The 18,991-nt window shown below is 73.1% G+C and carries 21 protein-coding genes and 1 tRNA gene; 10 read left to right on the top strand and 12 right to left on the bottom strand.

Features of this window, described 5'->3' with window-relative positions:
* Positions 1-75 precede the first annotated feature (75 nt).
* Entirely contained in the window at positions 76-561 is a 486-nt protein-coding gene (locus ACQPZP_RS20320) for a hypothetical protein (RefSeq protein WP_433479165.1), read from the bottom strand.
* Positions 562-744: 183 nt separating this feature from the next.
* Here ACQPZP_RS20320 and ACQPZP_RS20315 point away from each other — a divergent pair, with 183 nt between their 5' ends.
* Entirely contained in the window at positions 745-1,452 is a 708-nt protein-coding gene (locus tag ACQPZP_RS20315) for a hypothetical protein (RefSeq protein ID WP_433479164.1), read from the top strand.
* Between the two features lie 6 nt (positions 1,453-1,458).
* Positions 1,459-1,959 (top strand): hypothetical protein, encoded by a 501-nt coding sequence (locus ACQPZP_RS20310; RefSeq protein ID WP_433479163.1) that lies wholly within the window; start codon positions 1,459-1,461, stop codon positions 1,957-1,959.
* A 53-nt stretch (positions 1,960-2,012) separates the two neighbouring features.
* On the opposite strand, the gene ACQPZP_RS20305 is transcribed toward ACQPZP_RS20310, so the two are convergent.
* Complete coding sequence (locus ACQPZP_RS20305; protein ID WP_433479162.1) at positions 2,013-3,434, bottom strand: alpha/beta fold hydrolase; 1,422 nt, start codon at positions 3,432-3,434, stop codon at positions 2,013-2,015.
* On the opposite strand from ACQPZP_RS20305, the gene ACQPZP_RS20300 reads away from it, so the two are divergent.
* The 5 genes from ACQPZP_RS20300 to ACQPZP_RS20280 all read left to right on the top strand — a co-directional run bounded on the left by ACQPZP_RS20300 (position 3,433) and on the right by ACQPZP_RS20280 (position 7,430).
* Positions 3,433-3,564, top strand: coding sequence for a hypothetical protein (locus tag ACQPZP_RS20300; protein ID WP_433479161.1), 132 nt, complete (start codon positions 3,433-3,435; stop codon positions 3,562-3,564). The two genes, ACQPZP_RS20305 and ACQPZP_RS20300, sit on opposite strands and share 2 nt — an antisense overlap.
* Positions 3,565-3,599: 35 nt before the next feature.
* Entirely contained in the window at positions 3,600-5,009 is a 1,410-nt protein-coding gene (locus ACQPZP_RS20295; RefSeq protein ID WP_433479160.1) for an aldehyde dehydrogenase family protein, read from the top strand.
* A 186-nt stretch (positions 5,010-5,195) separates the two neighbouring features.
* Positions 5,196-5,945, top strand: coding sequence for a hypothetical protein (locus ACQPZP_RS20290; protein WP_433479159.1), 750 nt, complete (start codon positions 5,196-5,198; stop codon positions 5,943-5,945).
* Positions 5,946-5,980: 35 nt separating this feature from the next.
* Positions 5,981-6,835 (top strand): helix-turn-helix domain-containing protein, encoded by an 855-nt coding sequence (locus ACQPZP_RS20285; protein ID WP_433479158.1) that lies wholly within the window; start codon positions 5,981-5,983, stop codon positions 6,833-6,835.
* Between the two features lie 52 nt (positions 6,836-6,887).
* Entirely contained in the window at positions 6,888-7,430 is a 543-nt protein-coding gene (locus ACQPZP_RS20280; protein WP_433479157.1) for a hypothetical protein, read from the top strand.
* A 23-nt stretch (positions 7,431-7,453) separates the two neighbouring features.
* On the opposite strand, the gene ACQPZP_RS20275 is transcribed toward ACQPZP_RS20280, so the two are convergent.
* From ACQPZP_RS20275 to ACQPZP_RS20265, 3 genes are read right to left on the bottom strand one after another with little or no spacing between them, the layout of a single operon-like run.
* Positions 7,454-7,789, bottom strand: coding sequence for a DMT family transporter (locus ACQPZP_RS20275; RefSeq protein WP_433479156.1), 336 nt, complete (start codon positions 7,787-7,789; stop codon positions 7,454-7,456).
* Positions 7,783-8,652 carry an LLM class flavin-dependent oxidoreductase gene (locus ACQPZP_RS20270; RefSeq protein WP_433479155.1) on the bottom strand — a complete coding sequence of 290 codons (870 nt, stop codon included), beginning with the start codon at positions 8,650-8,652 and terminating at the stop codon, positions 7,783-7,785. Before ACQPZP_RS20270 ends, ACQPZP_RS20275 begins: the two co-directional genes overlap by 7 nt.
* Positions 8,653-8,704: 52 nt before the next feature.
* On the bottom strand, positions 8,705-9,838 hold the full coding sequence (locus ACQPZP_RS20265; RefSeq protein WP_433479154.1) for a helix-turn-helix domain-containing protein: 1,134 nt from the start codon (positions 9,836-9,838) through the stop codon (positions 8,705-8,707).
* A 125-nt stretch (positions 9,839-9,963) separates the two neighbouring features.
* On the opposite strand from ACQPZP_RS20265, the gene ACQPZP_RS20260 reads away from it, so the two are divergent.
* A complete protein-coding gene (locus ACQPZP_RS20260) occupies positions 9,964-10,758 on the top strand; it encodes a class II aldolase/adducin family protein (RefSeq protein WP_433479153.1) in 795 nt (264 codons plus the stop codon).
* On the opposite strand, the gene ACQPZP_RS20255 is transcribed toward ACQPZP_RS20260, so the two are convergent.
* On the bottom strand, positions 10,727-11,272 hold the full coding sequence (locus tag ACQPZP_RS20255) for a MarR family winged helix-turn-helix transcriptional regulator (protein ID WP_433479152.1): 546 nt from the start codon (positions 11,270-11,272) through the stop codon (positions 10,727-10,729). The two genes, ACQPZP_RS20260 and ACQPZP_RS20255, sit on opposite strands and share 32 nt — an antisense overlap.
* 57 nt (positions 11,273-11,329) lie before the next feature.
* Here ACQPZP_RS20255 and ACQPZP_RS20250 point away from each other — a divergent pair, with 57 nt between their 5' ends.
* Entirely contained in the window at positions 11,330-11,731 is a 402-nt protein-coding gene (locus tag ACQPZP_RS20250; RefSeq protein ID WP_433479151.1) for a VOC family protein, read from the top strand.
* Here ACQPZP_RS20250 and ACQPZP_RS20245 read toward each other — a convergent pair.
* Both ACQPZP_RS20245 and ACQPZP_RS20240 read right to left on the bottom strand, forming a co-directional pair.
* Positions 11,725-13,149, bottom strand: a complete 1,425-nt coding sequence (locus ACQPZP_RS20245) for an ATP-binding protein (protein ID WP_433479150.1) — start codon at positions 13,147-13,149, stop codon at positions 11,725-11,727. The genes ACQPZP_RS20250 and ACQPZP_RS20245 overlap by 7 nt on opposite strands.
* A gap of 50 nt (positions 13,150-13,199) precedes the next feature.
* Positions 13,200-14,846 carry an FAD-dependent oxidoreductase gene (locus ACQPZP_RS20240; RefSeq protein WP_433469372.1) on the bottom strand — a complete coding sequence of 549 codons (1,647 nt, stop codon included), beginning with the start codon at positions 14,844-14,846 and terminating at the stop codon, positions 13,200-13,202.
* 130 nt (positions 14,847-14,976) lie between these two features.
* Between ACQPZP_RS20240 and ACQPZP_RS20235 the strand changes: the two genes are divergently transcribed.
* Complete coding sequence (locus ACQPZP_RS20235) at positions 14,977-16,029, top strand: Gfo/Idh/MocA family oxidoreductase (RefSeq protein ID WP_433479149.1); 1,053 nt, start codon at positions 14,977-14,979, stop codon at positions 16,027-16,029.
* A 6-nt stretch (positions 16,030-16,035) separates the two neighbouring features.
* On the opposite strand, the gene ACQPZP_RS20230 is transcribed toward ACQPZP_RS20235, so the two are convergent.
* The 4 genes from ACQPZP_RS20230 to ACQPZP_RS20215 form a co-directional block, all read right to left on the bottom strand.
* Positions 16,036-17,058, bottom strand: coding sequence for a coiled-coil domain-containing protein (locus ACQPZP_RS20230; protein ID WP_433479148.1), 1,023 nt, complete (start codon positions 17,056-17,058; stop codon positions 16,036-16,038).
* 199 nt (positions 17,059-17,257) lie between these two features.
* Positions 17,258-17,698, bottom strand: coding sequence for an HNH endonuclease (locus ACQPZP_RS20225; protein ID WP_433479147.1), 441 nt, complete (start codon positions 17,696-17,698; stop codon positions 17,258-17,260).
* Positions 17,699-17,725: 27 nt separating this feature from the next.
* Positions 17,726-17,796: transfer RNA gene (locus ACQPZP_RS20220), tRNA-Asn, on the bottom strand.
* A 152-nt stretch (positions 17,797-17,948) separates the two neighbouring features.
* On the bottom strand, positions 17,949-18,935 hold the full coding sequence (locus ACQPZP_RS20215) for a GNAT family N-acetyltransferase (protein WP_433479146.1): 987 nt from the start codon (positions 18,933-18,935) through the stop codon (positions 17,949-17,951).
* Positions 18,936-18,991: the final 56 nt, after the last annotated feature.

The raw sequence follows: 18,991 nt of genomic DNA, 5'->3' as shown, positions 1-18,991 counted from the left end.
CCGGAGAACGTCTGACCGGACGCGGTACGCGGGCCGGGCCTCGCGCGGAGGCCCGGCCCGTCAGCGTGCCCGCCGTCAGCGAGCCATGCGGTCGCGGTGCATGGCGTTGTAGAAGTCCCGGTCGGCGGCGTCGTCGTCGCGGTCGGCGCCCCAGCGGCGCGGCGCCCACGAGGGCATCAGCAGCGCGAGCCCCATCATCGCGTAGATCCCGGAGCCGAGCAGCATGCGCAGCCCGAAGTCCAGGTCGCCGGCGGGCGGCACCTTGCCCGGCAGATCGAGGACGCCGCCGGGGTCGACCAGGAAGTAGCCCGACAGGCCCAGCAGCGCCAGCGCCGGGACGAGGGACACCAGCGGCGACGCCCACCGGGCCACGATGATCACCCCCATCACCAGGCCCACGGCGGCGAGGAGTGCGAACGCGCCGTAGATGCGGGTGCGGTCGGTGATCGCCTGCCCGGTGCCGTCGAAGGACTGGCCGGCCTGGACGTAGCCCCAGGCCGCGCCGTACACCAGCGCGGGGGTCAGCAGGACGCCGAGAACGAAGCCGAACGCATGGCGCACCGCGCATCACATCCATTCGAACGCGCCCGCCGCCGGGCGCGCATGGTTCCGGTAGCGCCTCAATCAGAACACGCACGCCAGGGATGGCGCACGCAATCCGTACCGTTTTGCGGTGGTTCGTTTTGACGGCCGTTACCCGGGCATCGGCGAGTCATCCGATCCGACGCACGTTGGAGGAACGACATGTCGACCGCGATATGGGTCGTCATCGCCATTGTCATCGCCGCCGTACTCGTCGCCGCCGCCTACCTGGCCCGGGCCAGGTCGCGCTCCGCGCGGCTCCGGCGGCGGTTCGGTCCCGAGTACGAACGGACCGTGGAAAGCGCGGGCAGCCGCGCCGCCGCCGAGCGGGAGCTGCGCTCCCGCGAGCAGCGCCATGAGCGGCTCGAACTGCACGACCTCGACCCCCGCCGCCGCGAGCAGTACCGCGAGCAGTGGGTCCGTGTCCAGGAGCGGTTCGTCGACACCCCGGAGGCGGCGGTCGAGCAGGCCGGCGGCCTCGTCACGGTGGTGATGGGCGAACGCGGCTACCCGACGCACGGCTTCGAGGACAAGGTCGCCCACCTGTCGGTGGAGCACGGCCGCACGATGGACCACTACCGGCGCGCCCACGCGATCAGCGGCAAGGCCTCGTCCAAGGAGGCGTCCACCGAGGACCTGCGGCAGGCCATGGTGCACTACCGCGCCCTCTTCGAGGAACTGCTGGCGCCGCACGACGGGCGGCGGCCCGCAGGCCGCGCCGCCGAGGAGCGCTCCGCAGGAGAGCACACCGCGGACGAGCCCAAGGGCGAGGCGCCCCGCGTGCCTCCCGCCGGGCTGCCCCCTGCCCCTCCCGCCGCGGCGGCCGGCCCTGTGGACGGTCGCCGGGGCGACCGCACGCCGAGGAGCTGATCCCCGATGCAGCACAGGCGAACCGACGACAGCGCGGCGGAGCCCGGCGAGCGCGCCCGCGCGGCCGGAACGGCCGAGCCCGGCGTTCCCGGTGACCTGCGCGTCGCAGGTCCTCCCTCCAAGCCCCCGGTGATGGACGCGCCGGAGCCCGTCCCGGACACGATCCCGGACCCGATCCCCGTCCCGGACGCCGGACAGCGCGAGGCGGCCACCGGGTTTCACGCCCCCTCGGGCGGACCGGAGAAGCTGATGGACCTCGCCGAGGCCGAGCGGTTCCGCGAGCGCTGGCACGCCGTCCAGTCCGCGTTCGTGGACGACCCGGGCGAGTCGGTCCGCAGGGCGGACGACCTCGCGTCCGAGGCCGTCGACGCCCTCGGACGCGCGATCGCCGCACACCGGCGGAAGCTCTCGGAGGCGCTGGGCACGGGTGAACGCGCCGACACCGAGCGGCTCCGCCTGGCGTTGCGCGGCTACCGCGATCTCCTGGACCGCATCTTCGCCGCCTGAGAGCGGCGGACGGGCGCCCACGGATCCGCCGTGGGCGCCCGCCGGTGTCCGGATCAGCCGTTCAGGAACCTGACGACCGCCTCGCGGCCCTGGGTCCCTCGTTCGCGGTTCTGGATGGAGTGGGCGGCGCCCCTGACCACGACGAGCTCGCCGCGCGGGGCGTAGCGGAGTGCTTCGCGCGCCCATTCGAGGGGCGTGGACAGGTCGTGGTCGCCGTTCAGCAGCAGGACGGGAACCGGCAGCCTCGTCCGCCTGGGCTCGGCGGTATGGCGTGCCCACGGCCAGTGCAGGCATTCCTGGATGAACCCGTTGCCGACGGCCGTGTCCGAGGTGAACGGCCAGGTGGCACGGGCGGGGAGGTGCTTGCGCGTCAGGTCCAGCGCGGCCTGGCGGCGAGCGGGAGAGGTCTCGGACGTCCCCCATGGGAACTGCCCGTCCCCGCAGATGGTGGCGATGTGCAGTCCCGAGCTGTACTCCGCGGGGTCGCCGCCGCCCGAGTCGAGCACCTGGAGCAGCCGGTCCAGATGTCCTGGGTTCCCGTGCCGCGCGTCGTGGATCGCCGAGACCACGTCGCCCAGGCCGCCGATGGCGCTCGCGTCCCGGTAGGTCGGATCGAGGAACTCGTAGGCCACCAGCATGTCCCAGATGAGGACGGCGTCCTCGCGGTTGCGGGCGAGCCAGGCCAGGTCCTCGGCAGGGTCGAAGCCGCAGGCGGGTGCGGCCCGGCAGGCGTCCCGCAGGACGCGGGCGGTGGCGCGCAGGCCGGTGAGGTAGAGCATGTCGTCGTGCTGCGGGTCCACGTGCGGCAGCACGGAGTCGAGGACGAGCCTGGTCACGTTCTGCGGGTGGGACGCGGTGTAGGTGGCGCCGGTCATGGTGCCGTAGGAGACGCCGTCCACCGTCCATTTCCGCACGCCGAGGGCGCGGAGCAGCAGGTCGAGGTCGCCGACGGTCTGCTCGGTGGTGAAGTAGTGCCGCCGGTCGCCGAGCACGCCGGCGCATTCCCCGACCGCCGCGGGCGTGGGCGGCTCGATGTCGCTGCCGTCGACCTCCGCCTGCAGCCGCGGGCAGTCGATCGCGCCGAACTCGCCGGTGCCGCGCTGGTCGATCATGACGAACCGGTGGCTCTTCGCCAGCTCCGGCATCCGCTTGGAGATGCCGTCGATGAACGGGACGCCTGGCTGGCCCGGACCGCCGGTCAGGAACAGGAGCACCCCGTTCGGCGCGCCGGCGTTGTCGGCGATGGCCACCTGGAGCCTCAGGGTGTCCTTCCGCCCCGGATGGCGGTGGTCGAGGGGAACGGTCAGGAACGAGCAGGTGAAGCCCGGCTTGCCCGCGCACGGGTGCGGATCGGCCAGCCTCGGGGCGGACGTGGGCGCCGTGTGCGGCGACTGGGGTGCAGCGGCCGCCGTCGCCCCGCCGGATGCGGCGAGGGCGAGGGTGAGGGCGAACACCGCTGTGAAACGTGATCGCATGCGGAGATCATCGCCCGCGGGACGCGGGCCGGCCGCGATCTCGCCGGAACAGGCCATGTCGCCGGCCACCGCCGCCCGCGTCCTCCGGCTCGGCCCGCTCGTCACGAAGGGCGGCGAGGGTGAATACTGAATCCCGTTCGGTAACCCCGTGAGCGGAGGATCAAGGTGTCCGAGAACTTCTCGATGACCATCGACGGCCTGGCCGTGACCGCACCCCGCACCTTCGGCGTGATCGACCCGGCGACCGGCGAGGTGGCCGAGCAGGCGCCCGACGCGTCCAGGGAACAGCTGGACGCGGCGATGGCCTCGGCGCAGGCCGCATACGCGGAGTGGCGCCGCGACGAGTCCGCGCGCCGCAAGGCGCTGCTCGCGGCGGCCGACGTCATGTTCGCCAAGTCCGAGGAGATCGGCCGGATCCTCACACTGGAGCAGGGCAAGCCGCTGTCCGACGCGACCATGGAGGTCGTCGGCGCCGGCGTGTGGCTGAAGTACTTCGCGGACCTGGAGCTGCCCCGCGAGGTCATCCAGGACGACGCCAACGCCCTGGTGGAGGTCGTCCGCCGCCCGATGGGCGTCGTCGCCGCGATCACCCCGTGGAACTACCCGCTGCTCCTCGCGGTCTGGAAGCTCGCCCCGGCCCTGCTCGCGGGCAACACGATGGTCCTCAAGCCGTCCCCGTTCACCCCGCTGTCCAGCCTGAAGCTCGGCGAGGTGCTGCGGGACGTCCTGCCGCCCGGCGTGCTGAACGTCGTCACCGGCGGCGACGACCTCGGCGCCTGGATGACCGCCCACGACGTCCCGCGCAAGATCAGCTTCACCGGCAGCGTCGCGACGGGCAAGCGGGTGGCCGCCGCGGCGGCGCCCGACCTGAAGCGCGTCACGCTGGAGCTCGGCGGCAACGACCCGGCAATCCTGCTGGACGACGCCGACCCGGCCGCGGTCGCCGACCGGCTGTTCGGCGCCGCGTTCCAGAACAACGGGCAGGTCTGCTCGGCGATCAAGCGCGTGTACGTCCCGGACGCGCTCTATGGGGACGTGGTGGACGCCCTCGCCGAGCGCGCGAAGGCCGCCAAGGTCGGCAACGGCATGGACGAGGGCGTCCAGTACGGGCCGATCAACAACAGGCCGCAGTACGAGCGGGTCGGCGAGCTGGTCGCCGACGCGATCGCCGGCGGCGCCCGCGCCGCGGCGGGCGGCAGGCCGATCGACGGGCCCGGCTACTTCTTCGAGCCCACCATCCTCGCCGACGTCTCCGACGGCACCCGGATCGTGGACGAGGAGCAGTTCGGCCCGGCGCTGCCGGTCGTCAGGTACACCGATGTGGAGGAGGCCCTCGCCCGCGCCAACGGCACCCACTTCGGGCTGTCCGGGTCGGTGTGGGGCGCGGACGCCGACCGGGCCGCCGAGGTGGCCGGACGGCTGGAGTGCGGCACCGCCTGGGTCAACACCCATCTGGCCCTCGCCCCGAACCAGCCGTTCGGCGGGTTCAAGTGGAGCGGCGTCGGCGTCGAGAACGGGCCGTGGGGCCTGTACGGGTTCACCGAGCTCCAGGTGATCCACCGCTCGAAGAGCTGAGCGAGCGCGCGCACGGGGCCCGGCGGCCGGCCGCCGGGCCCTCCCCGTTTCCGGCACGTACTACAAGAGCGGAAAGTCACGACTTCGAGTCCGGAAAGTGACATCGCCACTACTGGCAGTCGGTCCCCGGAATGGGACACTTTCTGAACAGGGGCGTGGACCACCGCACCTACCGTGGAGGGCCGGATGCAAACCTGGGACGTCACGCGCCAGGACGACCTCGGCAACACGTTCCACGTAGCGACGCACGACTCGCGCATCTCCGCGCTGGCGCAGGTCATGGTGTTGGAGAGCGGCGTCCCCCACAAGCAGACGTACCGGGTGGACGGCCCGCCGGGGCCGGCCGTCCGCACCAACCGCGACCTGTACCTGGTGTTCCTGCAACTCGGTCAGGAGGCCAGGGCGGCGTCCTGGTCGCTGTCGGCGTTCCTCCGGTCGCTGTGGAAGGTCAGCGTCCCACTCGGCGACCAGGCACGGCTGGAGCCCGACGACGTGGCGGCGATGTTCGCGGCGGCGTCCACCACACCGCCCCCCGCCTTCGACCCCGCGTGGAGCGGCAAGGACCTGTCCCTGCCCGGCGAGGAGCCCGACGGGTACGCCGACTGGGAGCGGGTCCTGCTCTCCCAGATCGCCGACCTGGAGGACTTCCTGGCCACGCCCCCGGGCCCGCAGGCCCGCTTCGGGGTGGACGCGCCGCGCCCGCCCGGCTCCGGGCCCCGCGCCACCCCGGCCCGCTGGTACAACTTCGATCCGGCGACGTACCTGGAGTGCGCGGTCGCCGGCAGCCTCGGCGGCTGGGACGCGGCCGACGGCGCCCGGGTGCCGCTGCCCACCGGCCCGGGCGAGCCCCCGGCCCGCTCCTACGTCCGCACGATCACCACCATGAGCTGGACCGACCTGGCGCGCATCGCGGTGTGCGGGCAGATGTACGAGTAGCGGGTTTCGTCCTTCCCGCATGGTAGGACTGGGGCATGAGCGGCAGGCCGGTCGAGATCAGCGACCGGGGCGGCTGGTGGCTCGCGCAGGGGCGCCCGCACCCGGCGCTGCGGCCGTTCCTGCACTCCTACCACGGCTACTGGGAACCGGAGATCGTCCCGACCCGGATGCGGACGCTGCCCACCCGCATCACCGTCGTGATCATCAACCTGGGTCCGCCGCTTCTCCTGCGGGTCCCCGACCCCGGGGTCGGCGACCGCGAGTACGGGTCGTTCGTCGCCGGGATGCACGACGGGCACGGCATGTACCTCAGCCCGGGCGGGCAGCGCGGCATCCAGCTCGACGTGACCCCGCTCGGCGCCTACACCCTGCTCGGTGCCCCGATGGGCCGCCTGGCCAATGCGGCCGTCGAGCTGCCCGACCTGATGGGGCGCGAGGCGCGCACGCTGGTCGAACGGCTCGCCGACGCCCCAGGCTGGGGTGCGCGCTTCGACATCCTGGACGGCTTCCTCCTGCGCCGCCTCGACTCCGGCCCCGTGCCCGACCCGGAGGTGACGCGAGCCTGGCGGCTGCTGAACGGCGATCTCACCGTGTCGGTCGCCGACATCGCCGCCGACGTCGGCTGGAGCCGCAAGCACCTGACCAACCGGTTCCGCGACCAGGCGGGCCTGCCGCCCAAGGTGATGGCGCGGGTGCTGCGTTTCCAGCGCGCCGTCGACCTGCTCACCGGCGGCGCCGGCTTGGCCGAGGCGGCGTTCTCCTGCGGCTACTACGACCAGGCCCATCTCAACCGCGAGTTCCGCGCCCTGTCCGGCTGCACGCCGACCGAGCTGATCGGCGGCCAGCTGGACCAGCAGCGCGTCACCACCCTCGCCGAGATCCCCGCCTGATCCTCGCCCGCCGGGGCTGGACGCGGAACGGGCGCGGGGTGACGATCGGGACATGCCGCGCCTGATCCTGCTCGGCACCGGAACGGCCCGCTCGCCGGCGCACGCCCCGGCAGGCCTGCTGGTCGAGTACGGGCACGCCCACGTCGGGCTGGACGGCGGGCCGGGCTCGGAGCCGCCGGAGATCTCGGTGGCGTGGCTGGTCCGCGACGAGAAGGGCCCCTGCCAGCCCGCCCGCCGCCGGATCGCCCGGGAGTGCGGGATGCCCGAGCCCGTCCTCGCCCCGTTCCGGCACGGCGCGCTGCGCATCGAGCCGCTGCCCGTCCCGCATCGCGGCGGCGCCATGCACGGCTACCGCATCTCCGCCGGTCACCGGACGTGCGTGTGGGCACCGGAGTTCTCCGAGCCGCCCGGTTGGGCGCGGGACGCCGACCTGATGTTCGCGGGCGTCCCCGGGGACGACGCGGCGGAGACGGCCCGCGCGGTGCGGCGGCTCGGCGTGGCCAGGCTCGTCCTCGTCCGGCCACCGGCGGCCGGACGCGGCGACCCGCCGCCGTTCGGCGAATGGGGCGTGGCGGGCGCCCTGTACCGGATGTGACGCGCCGGCTCCCGGACGCCTGCTCAGCCCTGGTGGACACCGCCGCCGAAGTTCATCACGATGACGCCGATCACGATGATGACGGCGCCCGCGATGGTCACCGGCTTGACCGGCTCGTCGAACAGCAGCACGCCGCCCACGAACGCGCCGATCGTGCCCAGCGCGGACCAGATGGCGTAGACGGGCCCGACGTTCAGTGACGTCAGCGCCCTGGCCATGAAGACGAACGAGATCAGGTACCCGGCCACCACGATGGCGATCGGCACCGGCTTGGTGAACCCGTCGGAGGCGCGCATCGCCAGCGTCGCGGTCACCTCGAAGGCGATCGCGAGCCCGAGCAGCACGAACGGCATCAGCATGCCTCGCCGTACTCGGCGGCGATCGCCTCGAAGACCTTCATGTCGGCCTCGAACCGGGTGCCCGGACGGGGCCAGTGCAGCGCGATCTCGGTGATGCCGAGTTCGGCGTACCGGCCCGCGAGGTCGGCGAACGACTCGTGCGACTCCAGCCACGGCTCTTCGGAGAAGCCCGTCAGCAGGATGAGGTCGTCGAGTTCACGTCCCTCCGCCTCGCACGCGGTGCGCAGGGCGCCGAGGCGGGAACGCACGGTGTCCAGCGGCTCGCGGCCGCCGCCGTGGGGGCTCGTCACCCAGCCGGTGCCGTGCCGGGCCGCGACGCGCATGCCCCGCGGTCCGTCCCCCGCGATGACGAACGGCACGCGGGGGCGCTGGACGCAGCCGGGCTCCTGCACCACCTCTCGCGCGGTGTAGTACGTCCCCTCGAAGGACGTCTCCGGGGCGGTGAGCAGGCGGTCGAGCAGCCCGACCCATTCGGCGAAGCGGGAGGCGCGCTCGTCCGGGGTCCAGTCGTCCCCGCCGAGGATGCCGGCGTCGGAGTTGCGGCGGGTGCCGCCCGCCCCGATGCCGACGGTCACGCGCCCGCCGCTCACGTGGTCGATCGTCCTGATCGCGTGCGCGGCCGGGACCGGATGCCGGAAGTTCGGCGAGGTCACCAGCGTGCCGATACGGATCCGGGAGGTGACCGCGGCGGCCGCGGCGAGCGTGGTGTAGGCGTCGTACCAGGGTGTCGTCCCGCGCCACGCGACGTGGTCGTACAGCCAGGCGTGCCGGAACCCGAGGTCCTCGGCGCGCCGCCAGAGCCCGCCGGCCTCCGGCCAGGACTGCATGGGCCACATCAGGGTGCCGATCCTCGGTGTGGTCACCGGTTCCTCCGTTCTGGTGCCGGACGTCCCGTCGCCGGTCGTCCCCAATAGATCATGACGTGGCGCGGGCGAGCCACCGGTGCAGGGCCCACCACCAGTTCGCGGTGCGGGACACCGCCGCGCCTCGCGCCGGGTCGAGCAGCGGGCGTCCGGTCAGCTCCTGGAAGCGGCGGATCCGGTACTTGACCGTGTTGCCGTGGACGTGCAGCGCGGCGGCGGTCGCCTCGATCCGGCCGCCGTGGTCGAGGTAGGCGAGCGCCGTCTCCGCCAGCTCCAGGTGGAACGGTTCGTCCGGGTCGAGCCCGGACAGCAGCGCCGCGGCGAGGATGCCGCCCAGTTCCGGCTCGGCCTCGGTGACGGTGAGCAGCGCGAGGTCGGCCAGCTCCCGCATCCCGGTGAGCCCGGCGGCGGCGCCCGCCCGCAGCGCCCGCCGGCCGAGCGCGTACATCGGGGCGACGCCGCCGGGACGGGCGGGCGGCGCGGCCACCAGCAGCGGACCGGGCGGCGGCGGGTCGGGGAGCCGGGCCACCAGCGCCGCGAGCCGCCCGTCCACCAGCCCGCACAGGCCCGGCCCGGCGGCGGTCAGGCCCGCCTCCAGCCGCGCGGCCACCGCCGGGTCGCTGACGTCGGAGACCACGCAGTGGTAGGCGCCGAGCGGATCGAGCGGAGCGAGGACGGGGACCGTCTCGCCGTGCAGGAGCTGCCGGAGCATCTGGACGCGGCCCTCGTGGACGGTCCGCGCCATCTCCAGCTCGGCGACCCGGTGCGCGTGCACCATCCGCTGGACGAGCGCGGTGGTGATCTCGTCGATGCGGGTCACGCCGTCCAGCAGCGCGGCGTCGGGGACGCCCATCCGGCGGCCGTCGGCGACCAGCGTCCGGACGAGGTGGGCGCGGCCCGCCTGGAAGCCGTCCAGGAACGCCGCGACCGGCACCCCCTGCCTCGCCCGGTCCGACCCGAGCCGCTCCGCCGCCGCGAGGACCTCCTCGCTCGGCCCGCCGTCCTCCAGCGCGGCGAGCACCCCGCGGACCAGCGCGCGGGTGTGCCGCCTGGTCTCCTCCTCGGGCAGCGCCGCCACCAGCTCCGACCTGCTCCGGGCTGCGCGGACCGTCGCCTCCAGGAGCACCGGGTCGTCGCTGTGCTCGATCAGCAACCGCAGGAACCGGTCGCTCGTGCTGGGCTCCATCCCCACATTCTGCGTCCTGGTTGTCCCTTCGGGACAATCCGCTCCTCGGGCGTTGGGTCCGGCCGGTCTAGCCGGGGCCCGGAGAATGGTGTTCGGTGGTGGCAGACGAGTCCAAGGAGTACCGGATGTCCGACGATGAAGAGTTCCTGGAGAAGCTGCCGACCGACCTGATCTTCCGGCTGCCGCCCACGTTCGACGACGTCGCGGACGAGCGCCGGCACCGCAAGGAGCGCCTGGCGGCCGCCCTGCGCATCTTCGGCAAGTTCGGCTTCGAGGAGGGCGTGGCCGGGCACATCACCGCCCGCGACCCCGAGCACACCGACCACTTCTGGGTCAACCCGTTCGGCATGTCCTTCAAGCACATCAAGGTCAGCGACCTGATCCTGGTGAACCACGAGGGCAAGGTGGTCGAGGGCCGCTACCCGGTCAACGAGGCCGCGTTCGCGATCCACTCGCAGGTGCACCAGGCGCGCCCGGACGTGGTGGCCGCCGCGCACAGCCACTCCACCTACGGCCGGGCGATCTCGGCGCTCGGCCAGAAGCTGGAGCCGATCACCCAGGACGTCTGCGCGTTCTACCAGGACCACGGCCTGTTCGACGACTACACCGGCGTCGTGACCGATCTGGAGGAGGGCAAGCGCATCGCCGCCGCCCTCGGCGGCGGCAAGGCCGTCATCCTGCGCAACCACGGCCTGCTCACCGTCGGCGACACGGTCGACGCCGCCGCCTGGTGGTTCATCACGATGGAGCGCTCATGCCAGGTGCAGCTCCTCGCGAAGGCCGCCGGGCAGGTCGTCCCCATCGAGCACGACAACGCCGTCCTCACCCACGGCCAGATCGGCAACGACCTGGTCGGCTGGATCAACTACCAGCCGCTCCACGACCAGATCACCCGCGAGCAGCCCGACCTGTTCGAGTAGGTCTCTCGGCCGCAGGCCCCGGCGCCCCCGCGGGCGCCGGGGCGTTCGCGTGTCCGGAACGGGCCCGCGGATCGTGGTGCGCGAGCAGGACGCGGGCGATGCGCTCGAAGACGGCCCGGTCCTCCGGGGTGAGCGGCGCCAGGAGCTCGGCGTCGAGCTCGGCGGCGCGCCGGGTGACCTCGTCCAGCTCGGCGCGTCCGCCGGGGGTCGGCTCGACCACGTAGCGGCGGCGGTCGGACGGGTCCCGCTCGCGGCGGACGAGCCCGGCGGCCTCCAGCCGCCCGACGACCTCGACGAGGTCGCTCGGGTCGATGCGCAGGCGGACGCCCAGCTCGCGCTGCGAGGCGGGCGCCGAGTCGTCCAGCGCGGCCAGGACGGCGAAGTGCCAGAGCCCGAGGCCGTGCTCGTCCATCATGCGGCCCATCCGCACCCGGCCGGCGCGCCCGACCTGGGCCAGCACGAAGGTGGTGATCCCGAGCAGGCGGGGCGGCAGCGGCCCGGCGGTCTCGTCCATCCGCCTATTGTAGGGTTACCCCAATCATTGGTGAGCACCCACGAATAGAGGGACCGCATGGACGCGCTGTATCCGCGCCTTCTGGTGGACGACTTCGGCGCCTGCGCGCGCTTCTACGAGGCGGCGCTGCGCGAGCTGCTGCACATCGAACCGGTCAAGCTGATACCCGAGGCCGAATACGCGAACTGGGACCTGAAAGGCGAGGGCGTGCTGGTCCTCATGGGGCGGGCCCGGATCGCGGACGCCGTGGGCACCGCGGATCTGCCCGCCCCGTCCGGCCAGGACGGCTCGATGCTGGTCTTCCGCGTGGACGACGTGGACGCCGCCGCCGTGACGCTCCGCGTGCTCGGCGCCGTGCAGGTCACCGGGCCGCAGAACCGTCCCGACTGGGGGCCGCGGCTGCGCACCGCCCACCTGCGCGACCCCGGCGGCAATCTGCTGGAACTCCAGTCCTACTGATCGGGCTCCTCGGCGGCGGGCTCGGTCAGCGGCAGCAGGACCTGGAAGCGGGTGTCGCCGGGCAGCGACTCCACCCGGATGTCGCCGCCGTGCCGGTCGGCGACGATGCGCCAGGAGATGTCGAGGCCGAGACCCGTGCCCTGCCCGACCGGCTTCGTCGTGAAGAACGGCGTGAAGATCCGGTCGAGGTTCTTCTCGGGGATGCCCGTCCCGGTGTCGGCGATCTCCACGAGCGCGTTGTCGTTCTCGCGGGCGGTGCGGATCGTGAGCGTGCCCGACCCCTGCATCGCGTAAAGCGCGTTCACGATCAGGTTCGTCCACACCTGGTTCAGCTCGGCCGCGTAGACCGGGACGGGCGGCAGCGTCTCGTCGTAGACGGTCTTCACCGTCACGCCAGGGCCGATCTTGCGCTTGAGCATGGTGAGGGTGCTGTCCAGCAGCTCGCGAAGATCGGTGCGCCCGTAGGGGGCGCGGTCGAGCTGGGAGTACTGGCGGGCGGAGTCCAGCAGCGCGGTGATGCGGCCCGTCGCCTCGGAGATCTCCGCCTGGAGCTGGGTCACCTCCATCACCTCGGCGAGCCACCGCATCGCCGCCGGCAGGTGCTCGCCCGCGGCCCGCGCGACCTCCTCGGCCTGCTCGATCCCGACCCCGCAGGCGACGAGGCCGGGCGCGAGTTCCCAGGCGTCGCCGACGCCGCGCTCCTCCAGCCAGTCGCCCAGCTCGTCCTCGGCGTCGCTCACCTCCAGCGGGCTGCGGCGGGTGCCCGGCCCGTCGGGCAGCGCCGGGCGCAGCGAGACCAGCGCGCTCAGATGGGTGCAGTCGACGCCCTGCGCGGCGAGGTCGGCCAGGCTCTTCTGCGCGCCGAGCAGCCGGTCGCCGAGCTCGGCGCTGGCCCGGGCGGCGGCCGCGGCCGGATTGTTCAGCTCGTGGGTGAGCCCGGCGGTGATCGTGCCGAGCGCGGTGAGGCGCTCGCGCTGGTCGACGGCCCGGCGCAGGTTGGTCATCCCGAAGAAGATCCCGGCCAGCAGGTGCGTCGCCATCGGGAACCACTTGCGGACGGCCTTGCCGAACTTGCGGGCCGGCAGCACGAACAGCCGCGACGGGCGCGTCGCCCTGAGCGTGTGCTGGTACTTCTGCTCGATCTGGTCGCCCAGGTACGCCTGGACGGCGCCGCCGTAGGTGCCGGGGCGGTCGGTCCGGGTGACCTCGACCGTGTGGCCCCGGACGTTCTGGCTCATCGCCATCTCGCCCTCGAGCAGCACGTACAGGAACTCGGCGGGATCGCCCTGCGCACAGATGATCCCGTCCACGGGATACTCCTCGACCGTCCCGCACAGCGACAGCCAGCCGAGCTTCTCCTCGTCGAGATCCTCGAAGAGGAACAGTTCCCGCAGTTCTTCCGGTGATGCCGTATTCATGCCTGCCTCTCGCGGGGGGACGACCCCCCGCACCCCCCGGTTCGCTTCGCTCATGCCTGTTCCAAGTAGCGATGGACGAGCGCCACGGCCATCGCACCGTCGCCGACCGCGGACGCGACGCGCTTCATCGACTCCGAGCGGACGTCGCCCGCCGCGAACACCCCCGGCACGCTGGTCTCCAGGTGGTAGGGCTGGCGGGCGAACGGCCACCCGGCCGGACGGCGGCCGCCGGCGACGAGGTCGGGCCCCGTCACGACGTAGCCGCGTCCGTCCCGCTCGACGAAGCCGTCCAGCCATTCCGTGCCCGGTTCGGCGCCGATGAACACGAACAGCCAGTGCGCGTCGATGGTCTTCTTCCCGCCGGGCCAGGCGAAGGTGAGCCGCTCCAGCCGGTCGGCGCCCTCCGCCGCGCACACCGTCTTGCCGGTGTGGACCTCGATGTTGGGCGTCGCGGCGATCTGCTCGATCAGGTAGTGCGACATCGACTTCTCCAGGCCGTCCGCCCGGACGATGATGTGCACCTTCTTGGCGTATCCGGCCAGGTACACGGCGGCCTGCCCGGCGGAGTTGGCGCCGCCGACGACGGCGACCTCCTCGTCCCTGCAGGACGGCGCCTCGGTGAGCGCGGCCCCGTAGAAGACGCCGCGCCCGACGAAGTCCTCCACGCCTTCGGCGTTGAGGCGCCGGTAGGAGACGCCGGTGGCGAGGATGACGGCGTGCGCGGCGATCTCCGTGCCGTCCGACAGCCGCGCCACCCGGGCCGTGCCGCGCGACTCCAGCGCGGTGACCTCGCCGGCCTGCAGCAACTCGGCGCCGAACCGGTCGGCCTGCCGGCGGGCCCGCTCGGCGAGCTGCGCCCCGCTCACCCCGTCGGGGAAGCCCAGGTAGTTCTCGATGCGGGAGCTCTGCCCGGCCTGGCCGCCGAGGGCGCGCCGCTCCACCACGACGGTCTTCAGGCCCTCGGACGCGCCGTACACGGCGGCGCCGAGCCCGGACGGCCCGCCGCCGACGACGATCAGGTCGTAGAAGCCGGTGGACGGGGTGCTCGGCAGCCCGATCACGTCCGCCAGCTCGGCGTCGGACGGGGCCGACAGCGTCGCCCCGTCCGAGGTCACCACCAGCGGCAGCTCGGGCGAGCCGGCGGCCGCGACCAGCTCGGCGCCGTCCGGGTCGGCGTCCATCAGCCAGGTGTAGGGCACCTGGTGGCGGGCCAGGAAGTCGCGGACCTCGTAGCAGCGCGACGACCAGCGGTGCCCGACGACGCGCAGTTCGCCGGGCACCCGCCGGTCGGCGCGCGACCACGCGTCCAGCTGCTCGTCGATCACCGGGTAGAACTTCTCCTCCGGCGGGTTCCACGGCTTGAGCATGTAATGGTCGAGGTCGACGTCGTTGATCGCGCGGATCGCCGCGTCGGTGTCGGCGTAGGCGGTGAGCAGGACCCGGCGCGCGAACGGGAACAGGTCCATGGCCTGCTCCAGGAACTCGACGCCGTCCATCCCGGGCATCCGGTAGTCGGCGAGCAGCACGGCCGTGTCGTCGCCGCGCAGCCGCAGCTCGCTCAGCGCGTCCAGCGCGTCCCCGCCGGACTCGGCGCGCACGACCCGGTACGTCTCGGCGTACCTGCGGCGCAGGTCCCGGGCCACGGCCCGGGAGACGCCCGGATCGTCGTCGACCGTCAGCAGCACTGGTTTGGACAACGCGTCCCCCTCGATCCAACAGATCCCGGACGAAAGCCTACGTCGATCCGTGGCGTTCCCGCCCGCGCCGGACCACCGGATCCGGACCCCGCTCCCCGGCCGCCGCCGCGCCATCGGTCATGATCGGGGGATGGATCTGCGTGTTGCGCTCATCGGATACGGCACCGGCGGCTCGGTGTTCCACGCCCCCCTGATCTCGTCCGTCCCGGGGATGCGGCTGGCCGCGGTCGTGACCGGGTCCCCGGAACGGCAGCGGGCCGTGCGGGAGCGGTACCCGGAGGCGGAGGTCGTCGAGAACGCCGACCGCCTCTGGGGCGCGTCGGGCGCCTGCGACCTGGTGGTGATCGCCGCGCCGAACCGGCAGCACGTGCCGCTCGCCCGGGCCGCGCTGACCTCGGGCGTCCCGGTCGTCGTGGACAAGCCGGTCGCGGCCTCGGCGACCGAGGCGCGGTCCCTCGCCGCGCTGAGCGCCGTGCGCGGCCTGCCGGTCTTCCCGTTCCACAACCGGCGCTGGGACGGGGACTACCAGACGGCGTGGCGGCTGGTCACCTCGGGCGCCCTGGGGGACGTGCAGCGCTGGGAGTCCCGGTTCGAGCGCTGGCGGCCCGAGGTCAAGAAGAGCTGGAAGGAGAGCGCCGACCCCCGCGACGCGGGCGGCATCCTCTACGACCTCGGCTCCCACCTCATCGACCAGGCGGTCGCGCTGTTCGGCCGCCCCACCCGCGTCTACGCCGAGGTCGACACGCGCCGCCCCGGCGCGACCGCTCCCGATGACGTGTTCGTGGCCCTCACCCACCCGGGCGGCACCCGCTCCCACCTCTGGATGAGCGCCACCGCGGCCCAGCTCGGCCCGCGCTTCCGCGTTCTCGGCAGCCGCGCGTCCTACACGGCGCCGGGCATGGACGGGCAGGAGGAGCAGCTGCGCGCGGGCCTCACCCCGAAGCACCCCGGGTACGGCATCGCCCCACCCGAGTCGTACGGCCTGCTCGGCACGCCCGGACACGAGACCCCGGAGGCCACCGCCCCGGGCGCCTACCAGGACTTCTACGCGGGCGTCCTTCGCACCCTGCGCGAGGACGCCCCGCCCCCGGTCACGCTCACCGACGCCATCAACGGCCTGGAGGTCATCGAGGCCGCCCTCCGCTCCGCCCGCGAGGCCACGGTCATCGAACTCGATCAGTAACGCCGGTCAGAGGACTGAGACGTGGACGTGGTCGAAGTGGTTCTGGGTGACGCTGCCGCGGTCCTCCATCTGGCGCCAGCCGCCGCTGCCGCGCATGTCGTAGATGCGCTGCTTCCAGATGACGTACTTGATGCCGAGGCGGGAGGCGTTGTCGATCACGTACTGGGCGACACGGTCGCCGTGGGCCTGGGCGGAGGCGCTCGGCATCTTGCCGCCGGTGCTCTCCATGAAGTCGCAGGCGGTGCCGGAGCCGTGGTCCTGCGGGTCGCCGGGGCGCGAGCAGCCGATGGTGGGGAACGGGCCGAACTTCCCGTCGATCGCCAGCAGGGCCGTGCGCATCCGCGCGGTCATCGAGTTGCCGACGATCGGGGACTTGGTGCCGCTCACCCCGTCCGGACGGCCGCCGCCCGCCGGGGCGCTCGTCCTGGTCACCTCGGGCTTGTACTTTGCGAGCAGCTTCTTGACCCGGGCGCGCTGGCCTTCCAGGTCGTCCAGCTCCTTCTTGACCTCGTCCAGCTTCTGTTTCGCCGTCGCCTGCGACTGCGTCGCCTTGTCGTTCAGCGCCCGGAGGGTCTGGATGCGGCGGCCGTTGTTGCGGCTGATGTGCTCGACGACCGCGGCGTCGCGGACGGCGGCGCCCGGCTCGGCCGAGGAGATGATCGGGACCACGTCGAGGCGGCCGGTCATGTAGGTGGTGGACGCGATCCGGGCCACGGCGACGCGGGCGGCGTCGTACTCCCGGCCCGCCTTCGTGGCGTCGGCGCCGGCGCGGACGGCGGCCTTCTTCGCCTCCTCCAGGGAGACGAGCTCGCCCCGGTACTCCTTGGACAGCTTGTCGGAGCGCGCCTTGAGCTTCGCGTACTCCTTCTTCAGGTCCTTCGGCTCCTGCGGGAGGCTCGCGGCGCTCCCGGACACCGGCGGAAGGGCCGCCGAGACGCCCGCCGCGAGGGCCAGCGCCGCGAGGCGCTTCGCCGTCCTGCGCCCGCGCGAGAAGCGGGGCGTCCTGCCGAGTGGATCGAGGGCCGCCACAGATCTCTCCTAGATAACAAAGCTCAAGATTGGCGGCACGCTACCACAATCACCCATTTCGCCTCAGAAGCTTCAGAAAACACACAGAGTCACCCGTAGGCTACCGAAGGGCCGCGCGGTACAAGATTCAGGGGCCGGACCGCTCGATGCGGTCCGGCCCCTGTCCCCTGTGCGCCCGGGCGTCCCGGACGTTCTCGCGTCACGGCCCGACGAGTTCCTCCCAGCGCGGCACCCGCGGCTCCGACAGCAGTCGCAGGCCGGCCTGGGAGACCGTCCGGTCCCCCTTGCGGTTGTTGCACTTCCCGCAGGCCAGGACGGTGTTCTCCCAGGTGTCGCCGCCACCGCGCGACTGCGGGTGGACGTGGTCGATCGTGTTCCCGCGCTTCCCGCAGTAGCAGCAGTCGCCACGGTCGCGCAGGTACACGCCGCGCTTGCTCCAGGGCGGGCGCCTGCCGTGCCGCCAGCGCATCGCGACGTACCGGACCAGCCGCAGGACCCGCGGCACCGGGAAGCTGCCGAAGGTGCGCCCCTCTTCCGCCTCCTCGACGACCGCCACCTCGCGCACCAGCATGCGGATGGCGTGCCGCAGGTCCACCCTTTGTAAGGGCTCGTACGACGCGTTCAGGACGAGCACGTTCACCGGGTCACCTCCCTAGCCCGTGTGCCGCTCCCCCGCCAGGATTCGAACCTGGATATCCGCATTAACGGTGCGGCGTTCTGCCGTTGAACCACAGGGAAATGCTTCGGCAATTCTCCGCCTTCCGGGCATTTCCCGGAAGACCTCCATTAGAGTGCCGATCCACGGGCGGCGGGGGCAACGTATTTTCGGCCCGTCCGCTCCGGGACGGGCCTGGAGGCGGCGACGCGGCGGGTGTGTGGGCCGGCGCGGGTCAGGCGCCGGACGCGGGCAGGGCGCCGGTGGCGGCCTGGTATTCCAGGGACTCGCGCTCGACGCGGAAGCCGAGCTCCTCGTTGACGGCGAGCATGTGATCGTTGTCGCCGGAATTGTCCGTTTCGATTTCCCGGACCTCGGGGCGTTCCTCCGCCAGCCAGCGCAGCATCTCCGCCTTGACCGAGATGCCGAGGCGCCGGCCGCGGTGCTCGGGCACGACCGCCGTGTCGTACTGGGCCGCGCGGCCCGCGCACCCGGACGGCACCACGACCTCGGTGAACCCGGCGATGGCGGCGCCGGAGAGCGCGGCGACGGTGTACAGGTCGTCCCCGCGTTTGGCGACGATCTCGGCCATCTCGCGGACGCGGAGCGCGTCCCAGAGCGTCCCCTCGTACTCGGAGAAGTCCGCCATGGCGTGCTTGGCCCGGGCGAGGGCGGCGGCGAGGTCGTCGGGCACGACGCCCCGCCAGCGGACGAGGCGGTAACCGGCGGGCGCCTCGGCCAGCAGGCGCGCTACGCGCTCGGCGGGGACGTCGTCCAGCCGCAGCAGCATGCCGCGCAGGGTGAGCACGCACTCGAAGCCGTGCGACTCCAGGAACGGCACGGCGGGGGTGCCGGCGAGCACCTGGGCGATCACACTGGAGCGTCCGTCGGCGCGCAGTCCCTCGGCGGCGACGGCGAGGAGCCGGCCGCCGAGTCCGCGGCGCCGGTGGTCGGGGCGGACCTGGATGTCGATCTCGCCGGGACGGTCCGCGCCGGGCTCGCCGGGCAGCCGGAGCGCGGCCACCGCGACCAGCCGGGCCCCGTCGGCCGCCGCCCACAGCCGCCGCCGCGCGCCGGGCTCGGCGCCGAGCAGCCCCCGCGCCGTGCGCTCCAGGTCCGGCGCGGGGTCGCCGGCCGGGTCGCCGGCGTGGACGGCGGCGACCACGTCGTGCCATTCCCGGATCTGTGCCTCCGTCGGATCGTCGAGCGCGATGACGTCCATCCGACTTTTGTACCTGATCCCCGTCCGCCGCGACCGGGACCCTGGCCAACCCGTGG

Source organism: Spirillospora sp. CA-142024, assembly GCF_050942325.1.
GTDB lineage: Bacteria > Actinomycetota > Actinomycetes > Streptosporangiales > Streptosporangiaceae > Spirillospora.
This window is presented reverse-complemented; position numbering and strand designations above follow the sequence as displayed.